Genomic DNA, 24467 nt, shown 5'->3' with positions numbered 1-24467 from the left:
GACCGGGGAGCAGGACGAGACACGGCGGAGTTCGCGCGGCGAGGGGGGCCGATCGTGAGTGCTCAGGAAACGCACTTCCAGGGTGCAGAGATCTTGCAGAGCACACGTACTCATGTCCGCTGGACCTTGCAGAAGCTTTCCGCACCGGTTTCCTTCTCCTGCCATCAATGCGGCAGGGCAACCACGGACACAGTGGTCGCCATCAAGACGACGAGTGCGGGCAGGAAACTCGCCCACTGCGCGGACTGCCACCTTCAAAGGTTCACCAGCGCGGCCAGTACCCATGAGCCTCATGCCCCGGCCGTCGGCACTGCCTCGGCTCCTGACGGTGCAGAAGGTGCGGCGACCTCCAGGCTCGACCAGACGGTACTGATCCGGCAACCGGACCCGGGTCAACCCCATGACGTAGTCGAGACGGCCTCCGAACTGCAGTGGACGTTCGTGATCCGCCGACATCACGTGGAGCACGGGCAGTGTCCGCTCCCCTCGCAGGCCGCACGTCGGATCCGGACGGCCAAAGTCGTGCACCTTGACCACGGCCGCGGCTTCCCCACAGTGTTACTGGATTCGCTCCGCAAGAAGGTCACCAAAGAGCACCTCCGAGGGATCCGATGGCCGCGCGCGGAACTCATGCCCGGCACGCGGATCACGGCCAAACTGGACCGCAGCCGGCCGCGTCTGTCTCTCACCCCACTGGAACGTCCCGTCTTCATCGCGAAGAAGCGGTTCTCTTACGCGTATGACCCCCGGATCATCGCCCGTGAACTCCCGACGAGCCTGGCCCACAGCCCAGCGGGCATCGGTGTCTCGCTCGAGACACGATCAGCTGCTCGTCGGCAGGCAGCTCGTCGGTGTCCCGGTGGGTGGCCTGTGCGTCGTAGCGGGGAAGACCGAGCAGCTCGTTGAGGACGTTGGCCAGCAGACTCCGGCGTGCGGCCAGGAAGTCGGGGAAACGGTCCAGGGACCGCAGCTCCGGATCGCCGGGGATCCACTGTTCGGCCAGGCGCTCCGGCGCGATCCCCGCCATGTAGTCGACGGGCAGCCTGGAGGAGATCATCTTGTTCGTCTGACCGGTGACGAAGGCCAGGTTGGCGAGGCTGTTCCACTCCTCCTTCGCGTATGTCCCCTGGACTCGGGCGCGCGGGAACACGTGATGGAATTCGATCTTGGCGCCGCTGTTCATCGGCTGGTCGCTGATGGCGATGTTGGTCGCCCAGTCTCGCGCCGTGCCCCGCAACGCGGCGATGTAGAGCAGTTTGAAGAAGGGATGCGTGGAGTACTTCTGCTCCAGGTCCCTCGGATGGAGGGCGCTGTCCCGGGACCGGGTGCCGGAGGCCCGGCGGATGAGTTCGGCGAACAGGCCCTCTCCCTCACGCGATTTGATCAGCCGTGCCTCCGCGTCGAGCTTGCCCTCGACCTGCAGCGAGTAGTGACTGAACGCCATCGCCGTGTACACCCAGCGGCGCAGCAGCTGAGCCTCCCCCGGACGCAGCTTGCCGTCCCGGTGGTGCAGCAACAGGTCGGGCACGATAGTGACGTTCGGCGACGAGAGGACCTCGGACCGGGGGATCGAGCACTCGCCCTTCAGGAAGTCGATGGCGAAGCGCAGCGCCCTCTCGGTGGCGTGCCAGGCCTCCTTCAGCGCGGCTTCGTCCATGTCCGCCCCGATGAGCTTGATGTGATGGGCGCCGGTTCCCGCGAGGAGGCTCGTGAGACGCAGGACGGCTTCCCTGTTCAGGGCGAAGTTGCTGTCCTGCAACTCCTGGTGGAAGGCGTCCATGGTGTCCAGGCCGTCGGACCAGCGCGCCGCGATGGCGCTGTAGACGAGGTCACCCTTGGACAACCTTCGACCGCCCTTGTTCAACCGGGCGAAGAGTTCGGCGACCTCCTCGTAGTCGTCGGACTCGTAGGTGATGACGGCGATCTCCTGCCTGCGGATGTCATGCACCTTCTGCAGGCGCTGCATCCATGCGCCGAACTGCGGGGCGGAGTACTCGATCCCGGCCGCTTTGAGCACCTCGTGGTACTGCACGTTCTCCTGCAGCAAGGTGGAAACACGGAACAGGAGCGGGTCCTTGCCTTGGATCGCGCTCGGGTTGACGAACTCCTCGGTGCGCACGTCGAAGCGCAGGTCGATGAACCGGCCGTCCGCCTTCGACTCCGGCCGGTACACCCACGCGAGGGAGGTCAACCGCTGTTGCCCGTCCAGCAGGTAGAGAGGCTGGTGCGCCGACTTGTCGGCCTGGACGACGGCAGCCGTCTTGAAGGGGACGGTCAGATTGGTCTTCCACAGCAGCAGGGCACCGACGGGGTAGCCCCGGTAGAGGGAATCGAAGAGATCGCGTACGTCGGGCCTCATCCAGACGAAGTCGCGCTGGATGGAGGGAATGACGACCTTGCCCTGCAACAGGTCCTCGATTTGAGAAGCGATCTTTTGGTTTGCCAGCCCCATGCTGCCCCCAGCCTGCGTGTGCTCCGCCACACACACGCTATCAACTACCGAGAAGGGCCAACCGCGGCCGAGCGGAACCACCTTCGCTTGCCAGGGTCGTCGCGTACCCCGCTCGGCCCTCCGGATGCCCGTACCCACGCCCCTACGCCGAACTGGCAGACATGGACGGCACGACACGCTGATCGGGTACAGCTCGGCCCTGCACGGTTTCGGGCCACGCGTCCGCGCGGCGGAGATGGAGGAGGCTGAGCTCGACGACCGGGTCGAGCAGGTGCGTGAGTTGGTGGACGGCGGTGCCGCGTACGAGGAGATCGGTACCTGTGCGCGGTCATAGTGACTTGCGGGAAAGCCAAGGACCGCCGATCGCGGCCGGGGTCCCCGCAAGCCGGGTGGTCCGCGCGGGAGTCGCCCGCACAGACGACGCAGTCAACGCGGGTGCATGCACACTTTTTAGGGCTCGAGTACCGCTACACCGCCGTCGTCGGCGTCAACGACCGCGCCCTGCCGAATTCTTCGGCCGCCACCCCGCAGAAGCTCGATCGGCTCCAGCACGAGGCCGCCCTCGCCGCGGAAGCTGCATGCTGTTCGCCGCCTGCACCCGGGGGACAGCCTGTACGTCTCGTGGACCGGGCAGCCGTGCCCATTCCTGGTGGGGCCGCGTGCGGGACGTAGCCGACACAGTCTGCTCGTCATCCCTGAACCGGGCACACACCAGCGAACCGAAGGGGTTTGACGATGCTTTCAACCGTATGGGAAGGTGTAGCCGCTTCAGCTCGTGTAAGGCGGCGCGGCGAAGGACGTCGTGACGCGAAGGGGTGGACGGGCGGTAGCGAGGGGGATGCGGCTTCAGCCGCCCACAGGGCTGCCGGGATGCCGGCGACCGGAATCCTTCTCCTGCCCGCAGCAGTGCGGGATGCCCCGGGCGGGGCGCTCGCGGAAGGAGCATGTGATGGCCGACGAGAAGACTCCTGATGAAGGAGCGGCCGAGAAGGCCGGGCAGTGGGTCGCTGAGCTTGCGGAGAAGGTCATGGTGAACGGCGTGGGGCCGATCACGGGGTCGGCAACCTGGGCCGAGGACCGTCTTTCGCGTCGGCAGGGTGCCGATTACCGGGCACCTGGTGACGATGAGCGCCGCTCTCCCCAGGACATGAAGGACGACATCGACGCGGTCGTCGCCCGCCTCATCAAGGAGTCCGTGGCCGCAGCCGGGGCTCAGGGGTTCATCACCGGGCTCGGAGGTCTGCTGACCGCAGGCGTGACGATACCCGCGAACGTGGCCGCATCCTTCGCCGTCAACATGCGGATGGCCGGCGCTATCGCGCACCTTCGGGGATGGGACATCCGTGATCCGCACGCGCGGACCGTCGCGATGATGCTCGCGATCGGGATGAGCACGCAGCGCGTCCTCGCAGCCTTCGGGGTGAAGGCAGGCCAGAAGTTCGGCGAGCAGATGATCAAGAAGATCCCGATCACGATGATCCGGGCGATCAACAAGAAGGCAGGGACCCACCTCGTCGCGAAGTATGGGACCCAGCGCGCTGCGATCACGCTCGCCAAGGGGATCCCAATCCTGGGGGGCCTTGTCGGAGGGGCTGTGGACGCAGGAGCGACTGCTGTCATCGGGCGGACCACGGACAAGGCCATGCGTGGCGACACCCTGCGGGCCGAGGAACCGAAGTAGCGAAGAAGCGAACCAGGTGGACCAGCGCGCGCCTCTTCCTCGCTGGGCGTGGAGGAGCAGCGGGAGGACTTCCGGCACTACCTGCGCTCGTCGCCGCCTGCCCTTGTCAGACCTCGTCCAGGTCGTGGGCGGTGCTTGCAGGTGTTGCAGAGCCTGTCGACAGGCACGTCACCGTCATCCCGGAGGTCGAAGTCCTCGCTCCAGAGCCTGCTTGGTCCCGAAGGCATGGCCGGCCTTCCCCCGTAAAGATGGACACGCGTTTGTGCGTCCTGCGGCGAGCGTGAGCTTAGCCGCGTCGTGTCGCCGTTCGTATTCGTCGGGGCCGGGGCGGCCGTTGGCGAAGTGTCTGCGGCGGGTGTTGTAGCAGGCCAGTCAGGCGAAGACGGTGACCTGCAGGTGGCAGCGTCGCTGTAGACGCGGGCTCCGCGGAGGGTCTCGCGTTTCCGAGACGCATGGAACCGCTCGCAGGCCGCGCTGTTCGCGCTGCTGCCGACCGCGCCCATCGACCGGTTGACCCCGAGCTGGTCGCAGAGGCTGGCGCGAAGGCCCCCGAACCGTATTGGGCCCCGTGATCGGAGTGGAAGAGTGCCCCGTCCACGCCGCCGCGGGTGCGGGCGGCCATCCGCAGGGCGTCGGCGGCCAGGTCCGTGCGCATGTGGTCGGCGATGGACCAGCCCACGACCTTCCGGCTGAAGCAGTCCAGGACCGTCGCTATTCTGTGGAATCTGTGACCTGCTGTTTCGTCATTGGGCGCCTTGTCGGACCTCGACGATCAGCAGCAGCGTCATCCCCTCATCGAGCCGATCACGAGGCTCAAGCCCCCAGAAACGACGAAATACCGGCGAGCCACATGACTCGACCGGTAATTCGTGAACGCTTCGGGACGATCTCGTGAACGTCCCGCGTGGTGTCCGAGGGGGGACTTGAACCCCCACGCCCGATAAAGGGCACTAGCACCTCAAGCTAGCGCGTCTGCCATTCCGCCACCCGGACCAGGTGTCTTGCCGCTTTGGGGTGTTCCCCGCGGCGACATGGATAACTCTACCAGGGGTTCGAGGTGCCTTTCACCGGCGTTTCCCGTGGTCAGTGACGTGCGGATGGCCTCACTTCCTTGATCCGGGCGACAGCATCGCCTGCTTTCACGCATCGTCGCCTGTCGTATACGTCGAGTAGCGCCGAGGAGTGGGGCCGCCTAGCCTGCCCCGGTGAGCCACCTCTCCGAGTACCGCAGGCCACGGATGCTGTCTCCGCTGCGTGAGCATCTGCGCGACACCTTCTGGTTCGCGCCGGTCGTGGCGATGGCGGGCGTGTTGCTGCTCTGGGCCGCCGCCTCGGAGCTGGACGCCGCGATCGTCGCGACGCTGCAGAAGGAGAGTGCGTACGACGAGGTCGGCGAACTGATCGGGATCGTCGAGGACGCCAAGACGATCGTGACGACGATCAGCTCCGCGATGATGACGTTCATCGGTGTCGTCTTCTCGATCTCGCTCGTCGCGGTGCAGATGGCGAGCGGCCAGTTCAGCCCCCGGGTGGTGCGGATCTTCATCAGGAGCCGGATCACCAAGGCGACGTTCTCGGTCTTCCTGGCGACGTTCCTGCTGTCGCTGCTCGTGCTGACCTCGTACGACAGCCAGGCCGATCCGCGGTACGTGTCGACCGTGCCGCTGGTGCAGTCGTTGCTGACGCTGGCGATGGTGGGGCTGAGCCTGCTGCTCTTCGTGGCGTACGTGAACACCACGCTGCGGCTGATGCGGGTGGGGCATGTGGTGGACCTGATCGCGACGGAGTCGTTCCGGGTGCTGGCGAAGCAGCCGCGGTACGAGGGTGAGGTCGGGCAGTTCGGGGCCGCGACGGCGTTCGTGGTGCACCGGGGCCGCGCCGGGGTGGTGCGGGATGTGAACGTCGCGGTGCTGGTGCGGGCCGCCGCCCGCACCGGGGTCGTGCTGCGGCTGTTGCCGAGGATCGGGGATTTCGTGGTGCCGGGCACACGCGTCCTGGCCGTGCACGGGGAGGGCCGGGTGCCCGCCCGGCTGGGGTCGGCGGTCTCCGTCGGGATCGAGCGGACGTTCCACCAGGACGTCGGTTTCGGGCTCCGGCAGCTCGCGGACATCGGGCTGCGCGCGCTCTCCCCCGCCGTGAACGACCCGACGACGGCGGTGCAGTGTCTGGACCGGATCACACAGCTCCTCGCCGTGGTCGCGGGCCGGCCGCTGGGTGCGGTCCACCATCGCGACCGGAAGGGCAAGGTCCGGCTGGTGCAGGACGTGCCGGGGTGGACCGATCTGGTGGATCTGGGGTTCACGGAGCTACGGGGCTGCGCGGCGGCCAGTCCGCAGGTGTCCCGGCGGATGCTGGCGGGCCTCGACGATCTGCTGACCCTGGCCCCGGAGGAGCGGCGGGAACCGCTGGCCCGGCACCGCGCGCTCCTGGTGCGGCTGGTGGAGCGGGCGGTGCCGGAGCCCGCTGACCGTGACTTCGCGCTGGAGGCGGACCGACAGGGGATCGGCTGATCATCGCGTGCTCGGCCCCGCGTGCGCCGGTGTCAGGGCATGAGGTGGTGGTCGGGGAAGTTGCCCGGCCGCCGTTCCCCGTCGGGGCCCTCGGTGACGGCCTTGACCAGCAGGTCGCCGCCGACGAAAGCGCCGCGCCAGGACGCGCCGAAGCCGCCGAAGAGTTCGGCCCGGTCACCTCGGGAGCGGGGCGTGCCGTGCCCGGTCTTGAAAGCGCGGATCTGTGGTGCCAGGCGGGCGTACGTCTCGGGGTCGTCGGTGGAGAGCGTGGCGACGAGCGCGCCGTTCGAGGCGTTCATCGCGGCGAGCAGTTCGGCCTCGGTGTCGACCAGGACGATCGTGTCGACCGGCCCGAAGGGTTCGGCGTGGTGCAGCGGTGAGGAGGGGGGCGGGTTGAGGAGCGTGACGGGTGGGAGGTACGCGGAGGTGTCCTGGCCGGCGAGGAAGCGGCCATCGGTGAGGGAGCCCTGGTGGAGGGGGATCGCGCCGCGGTCGACGGCCTCGGCGACCTGGTCGCCGAGCTCCTTGGCCTTGGCCGCGTTGATGAGCGGGCCGAAGTCGAGTGCGGGAAGGTCGTCGCTGGGGTGCGCGACGGCGAGCGGGTGGCCCATGCGGAGCGAGCGGACCGCCGGCAGGTAGGCGGCAAGGAAGTCGGCGAAGAGGGTGCGCTGGACGACGAAGCGCGGGTAGGCGGTGCAGCGCTGCTTGCCGTAGTCGAAGAGTTTGGGGATGACGGCGGTCAGGGCGGGCCAGTCGCCGAAGTTCCAGATGCCCCAGGTGTTGAGGCCCTCCTGTTCGAGGATGTGGCGTTTGCCCAGGTCGGCGACTGCCGTGGCGATCCGGGCGCCGGTGTCGCGGCCGCCGACGAAGGAGACGCAGCCGATCTCGGGGGCGCGGACGAGGGCCTCGGAGAGTTCGCCGCCGATGCCGCTGACGAGGGTGATCGGGACGCCCTCGCGGGCGGCGAGCGCCGAGGCGAGGGTGAGGCAGGCGAGGCCGCCGTCGGTCGGGGTCTTGGCGATGACGGCGTTTCCGGCCAGCGCCTGGACGAGCAGGGCGTGGACCAGGACCGACATCGGGTAGTTCCAGCTGGCGATGTTGGAGACCGGGCCGGGGAGCGGGCTGCGGCCGGCCAGCATGGGCTCGACGCCGTCGACGTACCACCGCACTCCGTCGATGGCGCGGTCGACGTCGGCCTGGGCGAGCCGCCAGGGTTTGCCGATCTCCCAGACGAGGAGGAGGGCGAGCAGCTCGCGGTGGGCGGCGAGCGCGTCGAGGGTGGCCGCGACGCGGGCGCGGCGCTCGGGCAGCGGGATGTGCCGCCAGGCGCGGTGCTGGTCGAGCGAGGCCCGTACGGCCTGGTGGGCGGTGGCGGCGTCGAGGCGCGGCGGGCCGGCGATGGGGCTGCCGTCGACGGGGCTGGTGGCGGGGAGCGCGCGGCCGTCGGGCCGCCAGGTGCCGGCCCAGAGGTTGAGGACGTTCTCGTCCCGGAACGCCTCGGGGGCGACGGTCAGACAGCGCTGCCAGGCGTCGGTCCAGGCCGTGCCCGGCTTGAGGGTGAGGGGTCTGGTGGGCGCGGGGGCGGGTTGAGCAGGGCTGGGTGCCATGGAGGGTCTCCGCTCTCGGTGCACAGTCGGGCGGGAGGTGGTCGTTGTGTCCGGTCAGTCGTGGGGGACGCCGGGGACCGTGAGGCGGGCCAGGACGAGGCCGGCGGTCTCGGTGGGGGTGGAGCCGACCTGTACCCCGGCCGCTTCCAGGGCTTTTCGTTTCCCCTCGGCCGTTCCGGACGATCCGGAGACGATGGCGCCGGCGTGGCCCATGGTCTTGCCCTCGGGGGCGGTGAAGCCGGCGATGTAGGCGATGACGGGCTTGGTGATGTGGGCCGCGATGTGGTCGGCCGCGCGTTCTTCGGCGTCGCCGCCGATCTCACCGATCATCACGATCAGATCGGTGTCGGCGTCGGCCTCGAAGGCGGTCAGGCAGTCGATGTGGGTGGTGCCGACGACCGGGTCTCCGCCGATGCCGACGGCTGACGAGAAACCGTGCTCCCGCAGCTCGTACATGAGTTGGTAGGTGAGCGTGCCGGACTTGGAGACGAGTCCGATGCGGCCGGGCTCGGCGGCGATGTCGGCGGGGATGATGCCCGCGTTGGACTGGCCGGGGCTGATCAGGCCGGGGCAGTTGGGGCCGATGATGCGGGTGCCGTGGGCGCGGGCGTGGGCCTGGAAGGCCACGGTGTCGTGGACGGGGATGCCCTCGGTGATGACGACGGCGAGGCGGACGCCCGCGTCGACGGCTTCGAGGACGGCCGCCTTGGCGAAGGGTGGCGGTACGAAGACGACCGTGACGTCCGCTCCCGTGGCCTCGATCCCTTCGCGGACGGAGCCGAAGACGGGGATCGTCCGGCCGCCGATGTCGACGCCGCGGCCGGCCTTGCGCGGGTTGACTCCGCCGACGACCTCGGTGCCGGCGGCGAGCATCCGGCGGGTGTGTTTCATGCCTTCGGCGCCGGTCATGCCCTGGACGAGGACTCTGCTCTCCTTGGTCAGGAAGATGGCCATGTCTCTCACTCCCCTTCAGGTGGTGGCGAGTTCGGCGGCGCGGGCGGCGGCGCCGTCCATGGTGGTGGCCTGTTCGACCAGGGGGTGGGCACGGGCGTCGAGGATGGCCCGGCCGCGTGCCGCGTTGTTGCCGTCGAGGCGTACGACGAGCGGTTTGGTGAGGCGGACGGATTCGAGGGCCCGGACGATGCCTTCGGCGACGGCGTCGCAGGCGGTGATGCCGCCGAAGACGTTGACGAGGACGGCTCTGACGTCGGGGTCGCTCAGGATGACGTCGAGGCCGTCGGCCATGGTGCGGGCGGAGGCGCCGCCGCCGATGTCGAGGAAGTCGGCGGGGCGGGCGCCGCGGCCGGCGACGACGTCGAGGGTGGACATGACCAGTCCGGCGCCGTTGCCGATGATGCCGACCTCGCCGTCGAGCTTGACGTAGTTGAGGCCCTTGGCCCGGGCGGCGGCCTCCAGCGGGTCGGCGCCGGGGTCGTCCGCCGGTTGGGCCGCGTCACTCCCCCAACGCGCTTGGCGGAAGCGTGCGTTGTCGTCGACGGTGACCTTGCCGTCGAGGGCGAGGATCACTCCGTCGGCGGTGCGGACGAGGGGGTTCACCTCGACGAGGAGGGCGTCCTCACGGACGAGGACCCGCCAGAGGCGGTGGAGCACGGCGGCGGCCTCCGGGGGCAGTCCGGCCGCGGCGGCGATCTCGGCGGCCTTGGCCTCGGTGACGCCTTCGGCCGGGTCGACGGGGATGCGGGTGACAGCCTCGGGGCGGTTCGCGGCGACCTCCTCGATCTCCACGCCGCCTTCGGCGGAGGCGATGGCGAGGAAGGTGCCGGCCTCCCGGTCGAGGACGTAGCTCACATAGAACTCGTCCTGGATGTCGACGGGTTGGGCGAGCATCACCCGGCGGACGGTGTGGCCCTTGATGTCCATCCCCAGGATCTGGCGGGCGGTGATCTCCGCGGCGGCGGGGTCGGCGGCGAGTTTGACGCCGCCCGCCTTGCCCCGGCCGCCGGTCTTCACCTGCGCCTTCACGACGACGCGTCCGCCGAGGAGTTCGGCCGCGTGCCGGGCCTCGCGTGGGTGGTCGACGACGGCCGCGTCGGGCACGGCGATGCCGTGGTCCTTGAACAGTTCTCTTGCCTGGTACTCGTACAGGTCCATCTCGGCTCCTGTCTCGAAAGTGCCGCACACCCCCTGGACACCATCCGGGCGATGCGGGATAACAAGCTTCATACAGTATTCGTCGACTGTATGCAATCGACCGCGACGGCACCTCAATCCCCCTACGAAGGGACAGGACTTCGCCATGCCCGACGACAGCCGGCAGCCTCGACAGGAACGCATCTCCGGCGGCCACCTGGTCGCCAAGGCCCTCAAGGCGGAGGGGGTCGACGTCATCTACACCCTCTGCGGCGGCCACATCATCGACATCTACGACGGCTGCGTCGACGAGGGCATCGAAGTCGTCGACGTACGCCATGAACAGGTCGCCGCGCACGCCGCCGACGGCTACGCCCGGATCACCGGGAAGCCGGGGTGCGCGGTGGTCACCGCCGGCCCCGGCACCACCGACGCCGTCACCGGTGTCGCCAACGCCTTCCGCGCCGAGTCGCCGATGCTCCTGATCGGAGGCCAGGGAGCCCACACCCAGCACAAGATGGGCTCACTGCAGGACCTTCCGCACGTCGACATGATGACGCCCATCACGAAATTCGCCGCGACCGTGCCGGACACGGCACGGGCGGCGGACATGGTCTCCATGGCGTTCCGCGAGTGCTACCACGGAGCGCCCGGCCCCTCCTTCCTGGAGATCCCGCGCGACGTCCTCGACGCCAGCGTGCCGGTGGAGAAGGCACGCGTGCCGAAGGCCGGGCAGTACCGGGCGTCCACCCGCAGCCCCGGCGACCCCGAGGCGGTCGAGAAGCTCGCCGATCTGCTGGTGCACGCCGAGAAGCCGGCGATCCTGCTCGGCAGCCAGGTCTGGACGACCCGCGCCACCGACGCGGCCGTCGAACTCGTACGGACCCTGAACCTCCCCGCGTACATGAACGGCGCGGGACGCGGCACCCTGCCGCCCGGCGATCCGCACCACTTCCAGCTCTCGCGGCGCTACGCCTTCTCGAACGCCGATGTCATCGTGATCGTCGGCACCCCCTTCGATTTCCGGATGGGTTACGGCAAGCGGCTCTCCCCCGACGCGACCGTCGTCCAGATCGACCTGGACTACCGCACCGTCGGCAAGAACCGGGACATCGACCTCGGGATCGTCGGCGACGCGGGGCTGATCCTGAAGTCGGTGACGGAGGCGGCGAGCGGCCGGCTCAACGGCGGTGCCATCAAGCGCAAGGCGTGGCTGGAGGAGCTGCGCGCCGCCGAACAGACCGCGCTCGACAAGCGGCTGCCTCAGCTGCGTTCGGACGCCTCCCCCATCCACCCGTACCGCCTGGTCAGCGAGATCAACGACTTCCTGACCGAGGACTCGATCTACATCGGGGACGGTGGCGACATCGTCACCTTCTCCGGGCAGGTCGTGCAGCCCAAGTCACCCGGGCACTGGATGGACCCGGGGCCGCTCGGCACGCTCGGCGTCGGCATCCCCTTCGTCCTGGCCGCCAAGCAGGCCCGCCCGGACAAGGAGGTCGTGGCCCTCTTCGGCGACGGCGCCTTCTCCCTCACCGGCTGGGACTTCGAGACCCTCGTCCGCTACAACCTCCCCTTCGTCGGCATCGTCGGCAACAACTCCTCGATGAACCAGATCCGTTACGGCCAGGCCCAGAAGTACGGGCTTGAGCGCGAGCGGGTCGGCAACACCCTCGGCGACGTCCACTACGACAAGTTCGCCCAGATGCTCGGCGGTTACGGCGAGGAGGTGCGCGACCCCGCCGACATCGGCCCGGCCCTGCGCCGCGCCCGCGAGTCGGGACTGCCGTCCCTGATCAACGTCTGGGTGGACCCGGACGCGTACGCCCCCGGAACCATGAACCAGACCATGTACAAGTGAGGGGTCTCGACGTGACCAAGGCACTCGAAGGCATCCGTGTCCTCGACATGACGCATGTGCAGTCCGGCCCGTCCGCCACACAGCTGCTCGCCTGGCTCGGCGCTGATGTGGTGAAGGTGGAGGCACCGTCCGGCGACATCACCCGCAAGCAGCTGAGGGACATGCCCGAGGTCGATTCGCTCTACTTCACGATGCTCAACTGCAACAAGCGGAGCGTCACCCTCAACACCAAGACAGAGCGTGGCAAGGAGCTGCTCACGGAGCTGATCCGGCGCAGCGACGTCATGGTCGAGAACTTCGGCCCGGGAGCCGTCGACCGGATGGGCTTCACCTGGGAACGCATCCAGGAGATCAATCCGCGAATCGTCTATGCCTCCATCAAGGGGTTCGGTGACGGCCCGTACACCAACTTCAAGGCGTACGAGGTCGTCGCTCAGGCCATGGGCGGCTCGATGGCCACCACCGGGTTCGAGGACGGGCCGCCGCTGGCGACGGGCGCCCAGATCGGTGACTCCGGCACCGGCATCCACGCCGTCGCCGGGATCCTCGCGGCGCTCTTCCAACGCGAGAACACCGGGCGGGGGCAGCGGGTGAACGTCGCGATGCAGCACGCGGTACTGAATCTGTGCCGGGTGAAACTGCGGGACCAGCAGAGGCTGGCCCACGGGCCGCTCTCCGAGTATCCCAACGAAGATTTCGGCGAGGAAGTCCCCCGTTCGGGTAATGCTTCGGGCGGCGGCCAGCCCGGCTGGGCGGTGAAGTGCGCGCCCGGCGGGCCGAACGACTATGTGTACGTCATCGTCCAGCCCATCGGCTGGGCCCCGATCTCTGAGCTGATCGGCCGGCCCGAACTCGCCGCCGACCCGGAGTGGGCGACGCCCGAGGCCCGGCTGCCGAAGCTCTCCAAGATGTTCCAGCTGATCGAGGAGTGGTCCTCGACGCTTCCCAAGTGGGAGGTGCTCGAACTCCTCAACGCCCGGGGGATTCCCTGCGGTCCGATCCTGTCCACCAAGGAGATCATCGAGGACGCCTCGCTGGTGGCCAACGAGATGGTGGTGGAGGTCGCGCACCCCGAGCGCGGCAGCTTCACCACGGTCGGCTCGCCGCTCAAGCTGTCCGACTCCCCGGTCGAGGTGCTCACCTCGCCCCTGCTCGGCGAGCACAACGAAGAGGTGTACATCGGCGAGCTCGGGCTCGGCGACGAGGAGCTGCGGCTGCTGAAGACGAGCGGGGTGATCTAGTGACGGATCCGGTGAAGGCACACGGCTCGGACGGCTTCGATCAGCGGGCGGTGCGGCGACTGCTCGACGCCGTACGGGCGGACGGGCGCACCTCCCTGACCGCGCCCGAGGGCAAGGTGATCGCCGACGCGTACGGGATCGCCGTGCCGGGCGAGGCCCTCGCCCGGGACGTCGACGAGGCGGTGGCGCATGCCGACCGGCTCGGCGGGAAGGTCGTCCTCAAGATCGTCTCCCCTGACATCCCGCACAAGACGGAGGCCGGCGGGGTGGTCGTCGGCGTGGAGGGGGCGGCCCAGGTCCGGGAGGCGTTCTGCCGGATCGTCGAGAACGCCCGGGCGTACGCGCCGGACGCCCGCGTCGAGGGCGTCCAGGTTCAGCGGATGCTGCCGCCCGGCCAGGAGGTCATCGTCGGATCGGTCACCGACCCCGCCTTCGGCAAGGTCGTGGCCTTCGGACTCGGCGGCGTGCTGGTGGAGGTGCTGAAGGACGTCACCTTCCGGCTCGCACCGGTGACCGCCGACGAGGCGGTGTCGATGCTCGACTCGATCCGGGCGGCGGAGATACTGCGCGGCGTGCGCGGGGCGCCGGCCGTGGACCGCTGGGCGCTCGCCGAGCAGATCCGCCGGGTCTCCCAGCTCGTCACCGACTTTCCCGAGATCGCCGAGGTCGATCTCAATCCGGTGATCGCCACGCCGCAGGGTGCGACGGCCGCCGACATCCGCGTCATCCTCGCTTCGGAGGCACCGGTCCGGCGCCGGACCTACGGCCGTGAGGAGATCCTGCGGGCCATGCGGCGGCTGATGGAGCCGAGCGCGGTGGCCGTGATCGGGGCCTCCAACGAGGGGGGAAAGATCGGCAATTCGGTGATGCGCAACCTCATCGACGGTGGTTTCCGGGGCGAGATCCATCCGGTGAACCCCCGGGCCGATGACATTCTCGGCCGCAAGGCGTACAAGAGTGTCACGGACGTTCCCGGTGAGGTGGATGTGGCGGTCTTCGCGATCCCCGCTCCGTTCGTGGCGTCGGCGTTGGAGGAGGTGGGCCGCAAGGGCATCCCCAACGCGGTACTCATTCCGTCCGGCTTCGCCGAGACCGGGGAACACGCCCTCCAGGACGAGATCGTGGCCGTGGCGGAACGGTACGGGATCCGGCTCCTGGGGCCGAACATCTACGGCTACTACTCGACCTGGCAGGACCTGTGCGCCACGTTCTGCACGCCGTACGACGTCAAGGGCGGTGTGGCCCTGACCTCGCAGTCGGGCGGGATCGGGATGGCGATCCTGGGCTTCGCCCGCACCACGCGCACGGGGGTGTCGGCGATCGTCGGGCTCGGCAACAAGTCGGACATCGACGAGGACGATCTGCTCACCTGGTTCGGCGAGGATCCGCGTACCGAGTGCATCGCCATGCACCTCGAGGACCTCAAGGACGGGCGCGCCTTCGTCGAGGCGGCCCGGGCGACGGTCCCGAAGAAACCGGTGATCGTCCTCAAGGCGGGGCGGACCAGTGCCGGCGCCAGGGCGGCGGGCTCGCACACGGGCGCACTCGCGGGTGACGACGCGGTGTACGACGACATCCTGCGGCAGGCGGGGGTGATCAGGGCGCCCGGACTGAGCGACATGCTGGAGTATGCGCGGGCGTTGCCGGTCCTGCCGACGCCGCGGGGGGACAACGTCGTCGTCATCACCGGGGCCGGCGGGTCGGGGGTCCTGCTGTCCGACGCGATCGTCGACAACGGACTGCGTCTGATGGACATCCCGGAGGATCTGGACGCCTCCTTCAAGGCGTTCATCCCGCCCTTCGGGGCGTCCGGGAACCCCATCGACATCACGGGCGGCGAACCTCCGTCGACGTACGAGGCCACGATCAGGCTCGGCCTGGAGGATCCGCGCGTCCACGCGCTGGTGCTCGGCTACTGGCACACCATCGTCACTCCCCCGATGGTGTTCGCCGAGCTCACCGCGCGCGTGGTGGCGGAGTTCCGGGAGCGGGGCGTCGAGAAGCCGGTGGTGGCGTCGCTCGCGGGCGATGTCGAGGTCGAGGAGGCGTGTCAGTACCTCTTCGAGCGGGGCGTCGTGGCCTACCCGTACACGACCGAGCGGCCGGTCGCGGTGCTCGGCGCGAAGTACCGGTGGGCGCGCGCCGCGGGGCTGCTCGGAGCGGACGGTGCGGTGGGGAGGCGGTCGACGGGCTGAGCGACAGCTCGAACCACGGGGCTCGCGGCGGCCGCACGCCGCGGGCCCCGGTGCGAAGAGAACGGACAGGGGGCGCTGGCCAGACTTCTTCCACGCGAGGGGTTCGATCTCCATGACGACAACCGACATCACCACCTCCCTCCCTTACAGGGAGGTGACGGACGCCAACGGTCGCACGTACCGGATCGGCGAGTCCGACGTCGACCTGATGGGCCGCACGCGCAAGTGGATGGTCATCCTGCCGTGGGTGGGCATGATGGGCATCAGTTCGGCGGAGTACGCGTTCGCCTCCGCCGAGGAGACCCTGCACACCGCGCACAGCTGGAGCAGTGCGCACATCTTCTGGATGCTCGGGGTCTGGGTGTTCTTCCAGGCCGCCGTCGCCTTCCCGGCCGGGAAGCTGCGGGAGAGCGGCAAGCTGCCGGCCCGCTGGGCGATGATGCTGGGCGCGCTCGGCACGCTGCTGGGCTATCTCTCGCTCGCGTTCGCGCCCCATGTGATCGTCGCGTACCTCGGCTTCGGCATGTTCAGCGGCATGGGCGCGGGCATGGTGTACGCGACCTGCGTCAACATGGTCGGGAAGTGGTACCCGGAGCGGAAGGGCGGGAAGACGGGCTTCGTGAACGGCGGCTTCGCCTACGGTTCGGTGCCGTTCGTCTTCATCTTCACCGGCTACATGGACCTGACCAACTTCCGTTGGGTGCTGGTCTCGGTGGGGCTGTTCCTGGCCGCGATGGTGGCGGTCGCGGGATACTTCTTCCAGGACCCGCCGAAGAACTGGTGGCCCGCGCAGGTGGATCCGCTGAGGAAGCCGGACGACCCGCGGGCGAGGAGGGCGCTGGAGAAGAACCCTCCGGCGGTGAAGCAGTACACGCCGATCGAGGCCTGGCGGACGGGCCGGGTGGCGCTGATGTGGTTCTGTCTGCTGTGCACCTCGGGCGTGAACATCTTCGGCATCGCCTTCCAGGTGCCGTTCGGTGACGAGGCCGGCTTCGCGGGCGGGATCGTGGCGACCGCGATGTCGTTGAAGGCGATCGTGAACGGCACGGGCCGTGGCGTGATCGGCTGGCTCTCCGACCGCTACGGCCGCAAGCAGTGCCTGATCTTCGTCTGTGTGGTCCTGGGACTCTCCCAGTACGGCATCCTGTGGTCCGGCAACATCCACAACCTGCCGCTGTTCCTGGTGTTCTCCAGCATCTCCGGCTTCGGCGGCGGCGCGATCTTCCCGATGTTCGCGGCGATGACCGCGGACTACTTCGGGGAGAACAACAACGCCTCCAACTACGGTCTGGTGTACAGCTCCAAGCTGGTGTCGGGGCTGCTCGGCTCGGGCATGGGCGCGGTCGTGGTCGCCTCCTGGGGCTATTCGGGAGCGTTCGTCCTCGCCGGGACGATCTCGCTGTTCGCCGGGATCGTGGCGCTGTTCCTGCATCCGCCGGGACGGCCGCGGGCCCGCCGCGTGGTGGCGAACCCGCGGCCGATCAGCCGGGATGCCGGAGCCGAGTGATGCCCCGGGTCAGCAGTCCTTCTCGCGCAGGGAGTGGAGGTGCGCGCTGGACTTCCGGGCGAAGTCGAACGACTCGACGGGGTTGTCGCGTTCGGCCTGCCAGTGATGGGCGTGGCGCCCGTGGCGGGTGCGGTTCACCTCCGAGATGAAGCGCCGGTAGTCGATGTCTCCGTCCCCGACGTCCGCCATGCGGTAGCCGTCTCGGACGGAGTCGTCGCGTTCGCCGTCCTTGACGTGGAAGAGCGGATAGCGGTGCGGCTGGTCGAGGACGTAGTCCAGCGGGTCGAAGGGGGCGGGGGTGCCGTCGACGCGCCGGGAGAAGCGGTGCTGGGCCACGTACGCCCAGTAGATGTCCATCTCGAGGTGGACGAGGTCGGGGTCGGTCTCGGCGAGCAGCACGTCGTAGAGCCGGACGTCCGGGCGGTCGGTGGCGAAGGAGAACTCCTCGGCGTGGTTGTGCTGGTAGAACTTCATGCCGCGCTTCTTCGCCTCGGCGCCGTAGTGGTTGAACTCCTCGGCGCAGCGCTTCCAGCCGTCGACGGTGGCGCCGTAGCGCCAGGGGCCGGAGGCGGTGCCGATGTGCGGGAGGCCGAGCGCCTGGGCGTCGTCGAGGACCTTGGTGAGGTTCTGGGCGAAGGTGTACGCCTTGGGGTCGGAGGAGTAGTAGCCGACGTGGCTGCCGATGCCGCGCAGGCCGTGGTCGCGGGTGAGCCGCTTGAGCTCCGCGAGGGTGAGGGGGCCTGCCGAGCCCTGCTGGTAGCCGGCGAACTCGACTTCGTCGTAGCCGTACTTCTTCAGCTCGGCGAAGACGGCCGCGAAGCCGAGTGCGGAGACCTTGTCGCGCAGGGAGTAGAGCTGGATGCCGAGGCGGCCGGGAGGCAGGACGGGGCGGCCGTGGCCGTTGCCGCGGGTGGCGGGGTCGGCCGCGGCGGGTCCTGTCCCCGCTTCGGTCTCGGCGGCCGAAGCCGTCGGGGCGGTCGCGCCGAGGAGGGCCGCGGCAGTGGCGCCGGCGGCGACGCCGAGCATGTTCCGTCTGCTGAGCTTGCGGGTCAGTTCGGGGTCGGCGGAGGGGCTGTGGATACGTCGGGTGCGGCTCATCTGTGGATAACTCCTGGTTGTCGGTGGAGTCTGCTTCACTGGAGTCCGGTCAGCAGAGACCGGCCAGTCGGAGCAGCAGGGATTTCACATCGGTGGCCGCGACGCGACCGCTCACAGCGCGGGGGGTGGAGCACAGAATGAGCGGACTTTCGTCCTCGCTCGTGGGGAGGCGGCCATGGCTGCCGCGAATAGGTGAGGGGTCGAGAGGCACGACCGCCAGCCGGTAGCGCATGCCGAGCTTCTTGCGGGCGATCGCCTTCGCCGCCTTGATCCGTACGTACGGGTCGTGCGGGTCCATGAACAGCTCGACGGGGTCGTAGCCGGGTTTGCGGTGGATCTCGACGAGCTGGGCGAAGTCGGGCGCCTTCGTGTCGTCGAGCCAGTAGTAGTACGTGAACCAGGCGTCGGGATCGGCGAGGGCGACGAGCTCCCCGGAGCGGGGGTGGTCGAGGCCGTGTTCCTTCTTGCCTTCGTCGTCGAGGAGCTGCTCGATGCCGGGAAGGCCGGTGAGGGCTTCCCGGGTGGGTTCGAGGTCTTCCGGGCGTCGTACGTAGACGTGGGCGAGCTGGTGGTCGGCGACCGCGAAGGCGCGGGAGGCCATCGGGTCCAGGTACTCCATGCCGTCCTGGGTGTGGACCTCCAGGAGGCCGGCGCGGCGCAGGGCGCGGTTGATGTCGACGGGGCGGGTCACGCGGGTGATGCCGTACTCGGAGAGGGCGACGACGGTGCGGCCTTCGGCTCGGGCGTCGTCGAGAAGGGGGGCGAGGGCGGTGTCGAGTTCGGCGGCGGCGCGGAAGGACCGCGGGTCGTCGGGGCCGTAGCGCTGAAGGTCGTAGTCGAGGTGGGGGACGTAGCACAGGGCGAGGTCGGGGCGGCGGGTGCGCAGGATGTGGCGGGTGGCGTCGATGATCCACCGGCTGGAGATCAGGTCGGCGCCGGGGCCCCAGAAGTGGAAGAGGGGGAAGGTGCCGAGTTTCTCGGTGAGTTCGTCGTGGAGGGCCGGGGGCCGGGTGTAGCAGTCGGGTTCTTTGCGGCCGTCGGCGTAGTAGACGGGGCGGGGGGTGACGGTGATGTCGGTGTCGGCGCCCATCGCGTACCACCAGCAGATGTTGGCGACGGTGTAGCCGGGGTGGGCGCGGCGGGCCGCGTCCCAGAGTCTGTCGCCGGAGACGAGGCCGTTGTGCTGGCGCCACAGGAGGACGTCGCCGAGTTCGCGGAAGTACCAGCCGTTGGCGACGATGCCGTGTTCGGAGGGGAGGGTGCCGGTGAGGAAGGTGGACTGGGCGGTGCAGGTGACGGCCGGGAGGACGGTGGAGAGGGCGGCCTGGGAGCCGTCGTGGCCGAGGGCCTTGAGGTGGGGCATGTGGGCGAGGAGGCGCGGGGTGAGGCCGACGACGTCGAGGACCAGGAGGGGGTTGGGTGAGGTGTCGCCTTGGGGGCCGGTCATGGAAGTTCCTTGAGGCCGAGGTCAGTCAACAGGTCGCGGGCCAGGCTGAGTTCGGCGGCGATGCCGTCGGCGAGGCGGGCGCGGGTGCGGGGGCGCTGCGCGGCCGGGAGGGCCTGCCAGGTGTAGGTCTCCACCTCCAGGTGGTGGGTGCGTGGCCGGGGGCCGCCGACGAGGAGGGCGAGGGCGTCCTGGAGGACGGGGAGGGTGGAGGTGAGCGGCGGGGCCGGCGGTGTGTGGAGGGGGACGTGGAAGTGGGCGCGCCAGGGGGCGCCGTCGGGAAGGGACCGGCCTGCGAGGGCCTGGGGCAGGTCGTCGGTGCCGCGCAGTCCCGCGGCGGTGCTGGTGCGGGTCTGGTGGAGGAAGCGTGGTTCGGCGAAGGCGGCGAGCGCGGCACGGACCTCGGGGAGGTGAGGGTGCTCGGCGTGCAGGGCGGCGGAGAGCTGGGTCTTGATCACGGGGACACCAGCGGAGGCGAGGGCTTCCAGAGCGGTGTGGGGATCTTCGAAGGAGGTGGCGAGATGGCAGGTGTCGACGCAGACGCCGATACGGGGGCTTGATACGGCGGTGAGCGGGCCGATCGCGTCGCTGGTGGTCTCGATCGTGCAGCCGGGTTCCGGTTCGAGTCCGATCCGGATGGATTTGCCGGTGAGCTCTTCGAGGGCGTCGAGGCGGTGGGCGAGGGTGGTGAGCGCGGTGTGGGCGGTGTCGGCGGCGCGGGAGTCGAAGGGGGTGCGCCAGGCGATCGGCAGGGTGGAGATCGAGCCGTCGGTGATGTCGTCGGGAAGGAGTGCGGCGAGGAGCCGGGCCAGGTCGGTGGTGTGGGCGAGACGTTCGGGGCGGGTCCAGTCCGGCTGGTAGACGCGGTACTTCACCTCTTCGGCGCCGAATCCTTCGTAGGGGAAGCCGTTGAGGGTGACGACTTCCAGGCCGCGGCGGTCGATCTCGGCGCGCAGTGCGCGGAGCGAGGCCGGGTCGGTGACGAGGGAGTGGACGGCGTCCCGGGCGAGCCAGAGGCCGATGCAGAGGCGGTCGCGTCCGAGGCGGCGGCGGACCGGCTCACAGTGGTCGCGGAGCTGGGCGAGGACGCCGTCGAGGGTCTCGGCGGGGTGGACGTTGGTGCAGTAGGCGAGGTGGACGGTGGAGCCGTCGGGGTGGCGGAAGCGCATGGACGGCCGCCTCATTCCCCGCCGCGGAGGATGGTGTTGCCCTCGTGGAGGGGTGGGACGGAGGGGAGGTCGAGCCGGAGCCGGCCGCTGAGGCCGTAGAAGGCGATGGGGTTGCGCCACAGGACCTGGTCGACGTCGTCCTCGGAGAATCCGGCGGCGAGCATCGCGTCGCCGACCCTGCGGGTCTTGAGCGGGTCGCTCCTGCCCCAGTCGGCGGCCGAGTTCACCAGGACGCGTTCGAGGCCGTGGTCCTTGAGCACGGCGACCATGCGGTCCTCGTCCATCTTGGTGTCGGGGTAGATGGAGAAGCCGAGCCAGGCGCCGCTGTCGGCGGCCTCCTTGACGGTGGTCTCGTTGAGGTGGTCGAGGAGGACCCGGTCGGGGGCGAGGGCGGACTCGCGTACGACGTCGAGGGTGCGGCGGAGGCCGGCGAGCTTGTCGCGGTGCGGGGTGTGGACGAGGGCGGGGAGCGCGTGGTCGGCGGCGAGCTGGAGCTGGGTGGCGAGGGCGGTGTCCTCGGCCGGTGTCATGGAGTCGTAGCCGATCTCGCCGACGGCGACGACGTTGTCCTTGACGAGGTAGCGGGGCAGGGCGTCGAGAACGGGGGTGCAGCGGGGGTCGTTGGCCTCCTTGGGGTTGAGGGCGAGGGTGCAGTGGTGGGCGATGCCGTACTGGGCGGCCCGGAAGGGTTCCCAGCCGAGGAGGGAGTCGAAGTAGTCGAGGAAGGAGGCGGGTGAGGTGCGGGGCTGCCCCAGCCAGAAGGAGGGCTCGACGAGGGCGCGGACTCCCGCCTCGTACATGGCCTGGTAGTCGTCCGTGGTGCGCGAGGACATGTGGATGTGGGGGTCGAAGATGCGCATCAGGACTCCTCCGTGGGGGCGGTGAGGGCGAGGACGCGGTGGAGGTCGGCGGGGACGGGGCGGCCGGCGGCGGTGCGCTCGGCGGCATGGTCGGTGAGCATCCGCGCGAGTTCGCGGTCGCCGCGGGCGCGTCGGCTGAGGCCGGCGACGGTGTCGACGGGCACGCCGGTGAAGAGGCATTTGAGGACGGCGTGACGCCAGGAGTGGGGGGTCAGATGGGTGGCGGCGTACGGGCCGACGGCGGCTGAGACGAGGGTGGTGTCGTGCGTGCGCAGGGCGTCCTCGACGAGGGGCACGGCCTCCGGGCCGCTGACGAGTGAGGGGAGGGCGAGGAGGACGGCGCGGCGTTCGGGGGCGGCGCCCTGCCGGTAGAGGCGGGTGAGGGTGTCCGGACCGGCGTGGGCCTCCTGGAGGAGGAGGGTGCGGACGGAGTCGGCGTGCTCCTGGCCGCAGTGCCGGCCGGCGGAGGCGAAGCGCAGTTCCCAGGCGGGGGTGCGGGCGGCGGCTTCGGTGAGGGCGTCGTCGAGCCAGGCGCGGGCGGAGTCGGTCAGCATGCCGGGGCCTCCCCGGGGGTGAGTCGGTCACGGAGGAAGGAGAGGGAGGTGCGGGCGAGATCGGGGCCGGCGTGGGAGTGGCGGGGCAGTTCCACGACGGTGAGGCCGGGGTAGCCGGCCGCGGTGAGTTCGGCGAGCGCGGCGAGGACGGGCGGGAAGTCGATCTCGCCGTCACCGAAGGGGAGATGTTCGTGGACGCCGCGGCGCATGTCCTCGATCTGGACGTGGTGCAGCCAGGGGGCGGCGGCACGGACGCAGTCGGCCGGGGCCTCGGCTTCCAGGCACTGGCAGTGGCCGATGTCGAGTGTGAGACCGAGGAGGGCCGGATCGGGGTCGCCGAGGAGGCGGCGGAGGTGGTGGAAGTCGTCGAGAGTGGCGAGAAGGTGGCCGGGTTCCGGTTCGACGGCGAGGGGGACGCGGGCGGCGGCCGCGGCTTCGAGGACGGGGGCGAGGGCTTCGGCGAGGCGCTTCCAGGCGTCGTCGGGGTGAGCGGGCTCGGGGTTGATGCCGCTGAAGCAGTGGACGGCGTGGGCTCCGAGGTCGGCGGCGACGCGGACGGCGCGTAGGAGGAACCGGGTGCGGGTGGCGCGGGCGTCGGGATCCGGGTCGAGGAGGGAGGGGCCGTGTTTGCGGCGCGGGTCGAGCACGTAGCGGGCGCCGGTCTCGACGGTGACGCCGAGGCCCAGGGTGTCGAGTCGCCGGGCGACCCGGGCCGTGCGGTCGGCCAGGTCGGGGGCGAGGGGGTCGAGGTGCATGTGGTCGAGGGTGAGACCGACCCCGTCGTAGCCGAGGTCGGCGAGGAGGGCGAGGGCGTCGTCGAGCCGGAGGTCGGTGAGGCCGTTGGTGCCGTAGCCGAACCGTGGGGTGGGGGGCCCGGGCGGCGGGGTGGTCGGGGTGGGGGTGGGGCTCATGTGGGGCTCACCTTCCTGGCCAGGCTTCGGGCGAGGGGCGCGAGCGTGAGGAGCGCGACGGCCGTGCCGGGGGCGCCGGATCGGGCGGCGAGCGCGGCCTGGAGCGGGATCAGGGCGCGGATGCCGGCGCCGACGGCGCGCTGCGTGAGCGGTGGGGAGGGGTTGAGTGCGGCGTGGAGGAAGGCGGGGGCGGGGGTGCGGGCATAGGCGACGGCGAGGGCGGCGGTGACGAGCCGGGGCAGGGAGTCCGGCCATCGCGTCGGGGGGTCACCGTCCGGTGCCGGCGGCATGACGGCGGGGTCGCGGAAGTGCGGGCGGGGCGCGGGGACGCGCGAGGCCGCCTCGCGTCGCCGGGCGCAGAACGGAAGAGCCGCTGACGTGCGGCCGGTCGTCCCCTGAGGTGTGCCGGGGCGCGGAACGGTGCCGAGGCCGGCCGCGCCCGCGGCCACGGTCAGGGTCGCGGCGAGGGCCAGCAGCGGGGCACGGGTGGAACCGCCGTGGGCTTCATGGCGGGAGACGGCGGTGATCGCGTAGGTGTGGGCGGCCAGAAGGGCGGCGGAGGGGAGGGGGCGGGGGGAGGGAGGGCCCCCCGTGGCGGTGGCGCCGAGGAGGAGGTCCAGGGCGCGGGCCGCCGCCATGGCCGCGGGCCCCGCCGCCGTGTGCTTGAGGTGGAGGTCGTAGGACCAGACGGTGGCCGCGAGGCCGGCGGCGACCGCCAGGGCCGGGCGGCCCGCGCGGGCGGCGAGCCCGAGGCCCGCCGCCGTCAGGGCCGCGGAGGCGACGAGGGCCGCGCGGGGGCTGATCCGTCCGGAGGGGATCGGGCGGTGGGGGCGGTCGACGGCGTCCTCGGCGCGGTCGGCCCAGTCGTTGAGCGCCATGCCCGCCTCGTAGAGGCAGAGGGAGGAGCCGATGGCCAGCAGGGTGGCGCGGTTCGGGCGCACGCCCGCGGCGGCGGCGCCCGCCAGGGCGTCGCCCGGGACGGTGAACAGCGCGGACACCCGCAGCAGTTCGGCCCAGGCGGACCAGGCTGCCTTCCCTCTCCGGGGTCCCGGGCGCGCCCCGGCCCCTCGAACACCGGCCCCGGACACAGCCGCGGTCCCGGCCGCTCGGACCCCGGCGCCTGCCCCGGCCCCGGCCCCGGCCGGTTGGAGACCGGTCTCGACCGCTCGGAGACCGGCCCCGCCCATGCCGCCCGGGAGCGCCCCGCCGACGGCCCCGCCCCCCGCCGCACCACCGCCGGCGCCGGCCCAGGCCCCCGACCCGTCGGCAGCCCCGGCCGCCCCCGT

General features: G+C 70.4%; 17 protein-coding genes, 1 tRNA gene and 1 pseudogene. 6 read left to right on the top strand and 13 right to left on the bottom strand.

The window, feature by feature from the left end; translation table 11 throughout:
• Positions 1-751 precede the first annotated feature (751 nt).
• A complete protein-coding gene (locus tag ABZY12_RS06525; protein ID WP_356887785.1) occupies positions 752-2452 on the bottom strand; it encodes a DUF262 domain-containing protein in 1701 nt (566 codons plus the stop codon).
• Between the two features lie 949 nt (positions 2453-3401).
• Between ABZY12_RS06525 and ABZY12_RS06520 the strand changes: the two genes are divergently transcribed.
• Positions 3402-4133, top strand: a complete 732-nt coding sequence (locus tag ABZY12_RS06520) for an EcsC family protein (RefSeq protein WP_356887783.1) — start codon at positions 3402-3404, stop codon at positions 4131-4133.
• 286 nt (positions 4134-4419) lie between these two features.
• On the opposite strand, the pseudogene ABZY12_RS06515 reads toward ABZY12_RS06520, so the two are convergent.
• Both ABZY12_RS06515 and ABZY12_RS06510 read right to left on the bottom strand, forming a co-directional pair.
• Positions 4420-4851: pseudogene (locus tag ABZY12_RS06515) on the bottom strand (DDE-type integrase/transposase/recombinase); the annotation flags it as partial.
• A gap of 187 nt (positions 4852-5038) precedes the next feature.
• Positions 5039-5126 (bottom strand) — tRNA-Leu (locus ABZY12_RS06510).
• Between the two features lie 245 nt (positions 5127-5371).
• Between ABZY12_RS06510 and ABZY12_RS06505 the strand changes: the two genes are divergently transcribed.
• Entirely contained in the window at positions 5372-6643 is a 1272-nt protein-coding gene (locus ABZY12_RS06505) for a DUF2254 domain-containing protein (RefSeq protein ID WP_356888129.1), read from the top strand.
• A gap of 32 nt (positions 6644-6675) precedes the next feature.
• Here ABZY12_RS06505 and ABZY12_RS06500 read toward each other — a convergent pair whose 3' ends face one another.
• Genes ABZY12_RS06500 through sucC form a run of 3 tightly spaced genes read right to left on the bottom strand, consistent with a single transcriptional unit; the run spans position 6676 to position 10362 of the window.
• On the bottom strand, positions 6676-8250 hold the full coding sequence (locus tag ABZY12_RS06500) for an aldehyde dehydrogenase family protein (protein ID WP_356887781.1): 1575 nt from the start codon (positions 8248-8250) through the stop codon (positions 6676-6678).
• Between the two features lie 54 nt (positions 8251-8304).
• Positions 8305-9204, bottom strand: coding sequence for a succinate--CoA ligase subunit alpha (gene sucD / locus ABZY12_RS06495; RefSeq protein WP_356887780.1), 900 nt, complete (start codon positions 9202-9204; stop codon positions 8305-8307).
• A 15-nt stretch (positions 9205-9219) separates the two neighbouring features.
• On the bottom strand, positions 9220-10362 hold the full coding sequence (gene sucC / locus ABZY12_RS06490; protein ID WP_356887778.1) for an ADP-forming succinate--CoA ligase subunit beta: 1143 nt from the start codon (positions 10360-10362) through the stop codon (positions 9220-9222).
• 145 nt (positions 10363-10507) lie between these two features.
• Between sucC and ABZY12_RS06485 the strand changes: the two genes are divergently transcribed.
• The 4 genes from ABZY12_RS06485 to ABZY12_RS06470 all read left to right on the top strand — a co-directional run bounded on the left by ABZY12_RS06485 (position 10508) and on the right by ABZY12_RS06470 (position 17145).
• Positions 10508-12202 (top strand): thiamine pyrophosphate-binding protein, encoded by a 1695-nt coding sequence (locus ABZY12_RS06485; protein WP_356887776.1) that lies wholly within the window; start codon positions 10508-10510, stop codon positions 12200-12202.
• An 11-nt stretch (positions 12203-12213) separates the two neighbouring features.
• On the top strand, positions 12214-13443 hold the full coding sequence (gene frc / locus ABZY12_RS06480) for a formyl-CoA transferase (protein ID WP_356887774.1): 1230 nt from the start codon (positions 12214-12216) through the stop codon (positions 13441-13443).
• Positions 13443-15638, top strand: coding sequence for an acetate--CoA ligase family protein (locus tag ABZY12_RS06475; RefSeq protein WP_356887772.1), 2196 nt, complete (start codon positions 13443-13445; stop codon positions 15636-15638). Before frc ends, ABZY12_RS06475 begins: the two co-directional genes overlap by 1 nt.
• A gap of 112 nt (positions 15639-15750) precedes the next feature.
• Complete coding sequence (locus tag ABZY12_RS06470; protein ID WP_356887770.1) at positions 15751-17145, top strand: OFA family MFS transporter; 1395 nt, start codon at positions 15751-15753, stop codon at positions 17143-17145.
• Between the two features lie 9 nt (positions 17146-17154).
• On the opposite strand, the gene ABZY12_RS06465 is transcribed toward ABZY12_RS06470, so the two are convergent.
• Genes ABZY12_RS06465 through ABZY12_RS06435 form a run of 7 tightly spaced genes read right to left on the bottom strand, consistent with a single transcriptional unit; the run spans position 17155 to position 24368 of the window.
• Positions 17155-18243: a sugar phosphate isomerase/epimerase gene (locus tag ABZY12_RS06465; protein ID WP_356887768.1), complete on the bottom strand. Its 1089-nt coding sequence runs from the start codon at positions 18241-18243 to the stop codon at positions 17155-17157.
• 49 nt (positions 18244-18292) lie between these two features.
• A complete protein-coding gene (locus ABZY12_RS06460) occupies positions 18293-19690 on the bottom strand; it encodes a nucleotide pyrophosphatase/phosphodiesterase family protein (RefSeq protein ID WP_356887766.1) in 1398 nt (465 codons plus the stop codon).
• Positions 19687-20856: a metabolite traffic protein EboE gene (gene eboE, locus ABZY12_RS06455; RefSeq protein ID WP_356887764.1), complete on the bottom strand. Its 1170-nt coding sequence runs from the start codon at positions 20854-20856 to the stop codon at positions 19687-19689. Before eboE ends, ABZY12_RS06460 begins: the two co-directional genes overlap by 4 nt.
• A gap of 11 nt (positions 20857-20867) precedes the next feature.
• A complete protein-coding gene (locus tag ABZY12_RS06450) occupies positions 20868-21716 on the bottom strand; it encodes a TatD family hydrolase (protein ID WP_356887762.1) in 849 nt (282 codons plus the stop codon).
• A complete protein-coding gene (locus ABZY12_RS06445) occupies positions 21716-22270 on the bottom strand; it encodes an EboA domain-containing protein (RefSeq protein WP_356887760.1) in 555 nt (184 codons plus the stop codon). Before ABZY12_RS06445 ends, ABZY12_RS06450 begins: the two co-directional genes overlap by 1 nt.
• The gene (locus ABZY12_RS06440) at positions 22264-23181 is read right to left on the bottom strand and encodes a sugar phosphate isomerase/epimerase family protein (protein WP_356887758.1); all 918 of its coding nucleotides are present in this window, start codon (positions 23179-23181) and stop codon (positions 22264-22266) included. The genes ABZY12_RS06445 and ABZY12_RS06440 overlap by 7 nt, the downstream gene beginning before the upstream one ends.
• Entirely contained in the window at positions 23178-24368 is a 1191-nt protein-coding gene (locus ABZY12_RS06435; RefSeq protein WP_356887756.1) for an SCO3242 family prenyltransferase, read from the bottom strand. The genes ABZY12_RS06440 and ABZY12_RS06435 overlap by 4 nt, the downstream gene beginning before the upstream one ends.
• Positions 24369-24467: the final 99 nt, after the last annotated feature.

The sequence above is a fragment of the Streptomyces sp. NPDC006551 genome, from assembly GCF_040611675.1.
In the GTDB taxonomy this organism is placed as follows: domain Bacteria; phylum Actinomycetota; class Actinomycetes; order Streptomycetales; family Streptomycetaceae; genus Streptomyces.
The sequence above is the reverse complement of the archived record's forward strand: the minus strand, read 5'-3'. Positions and strand labels throughout refer to the sequence as shown.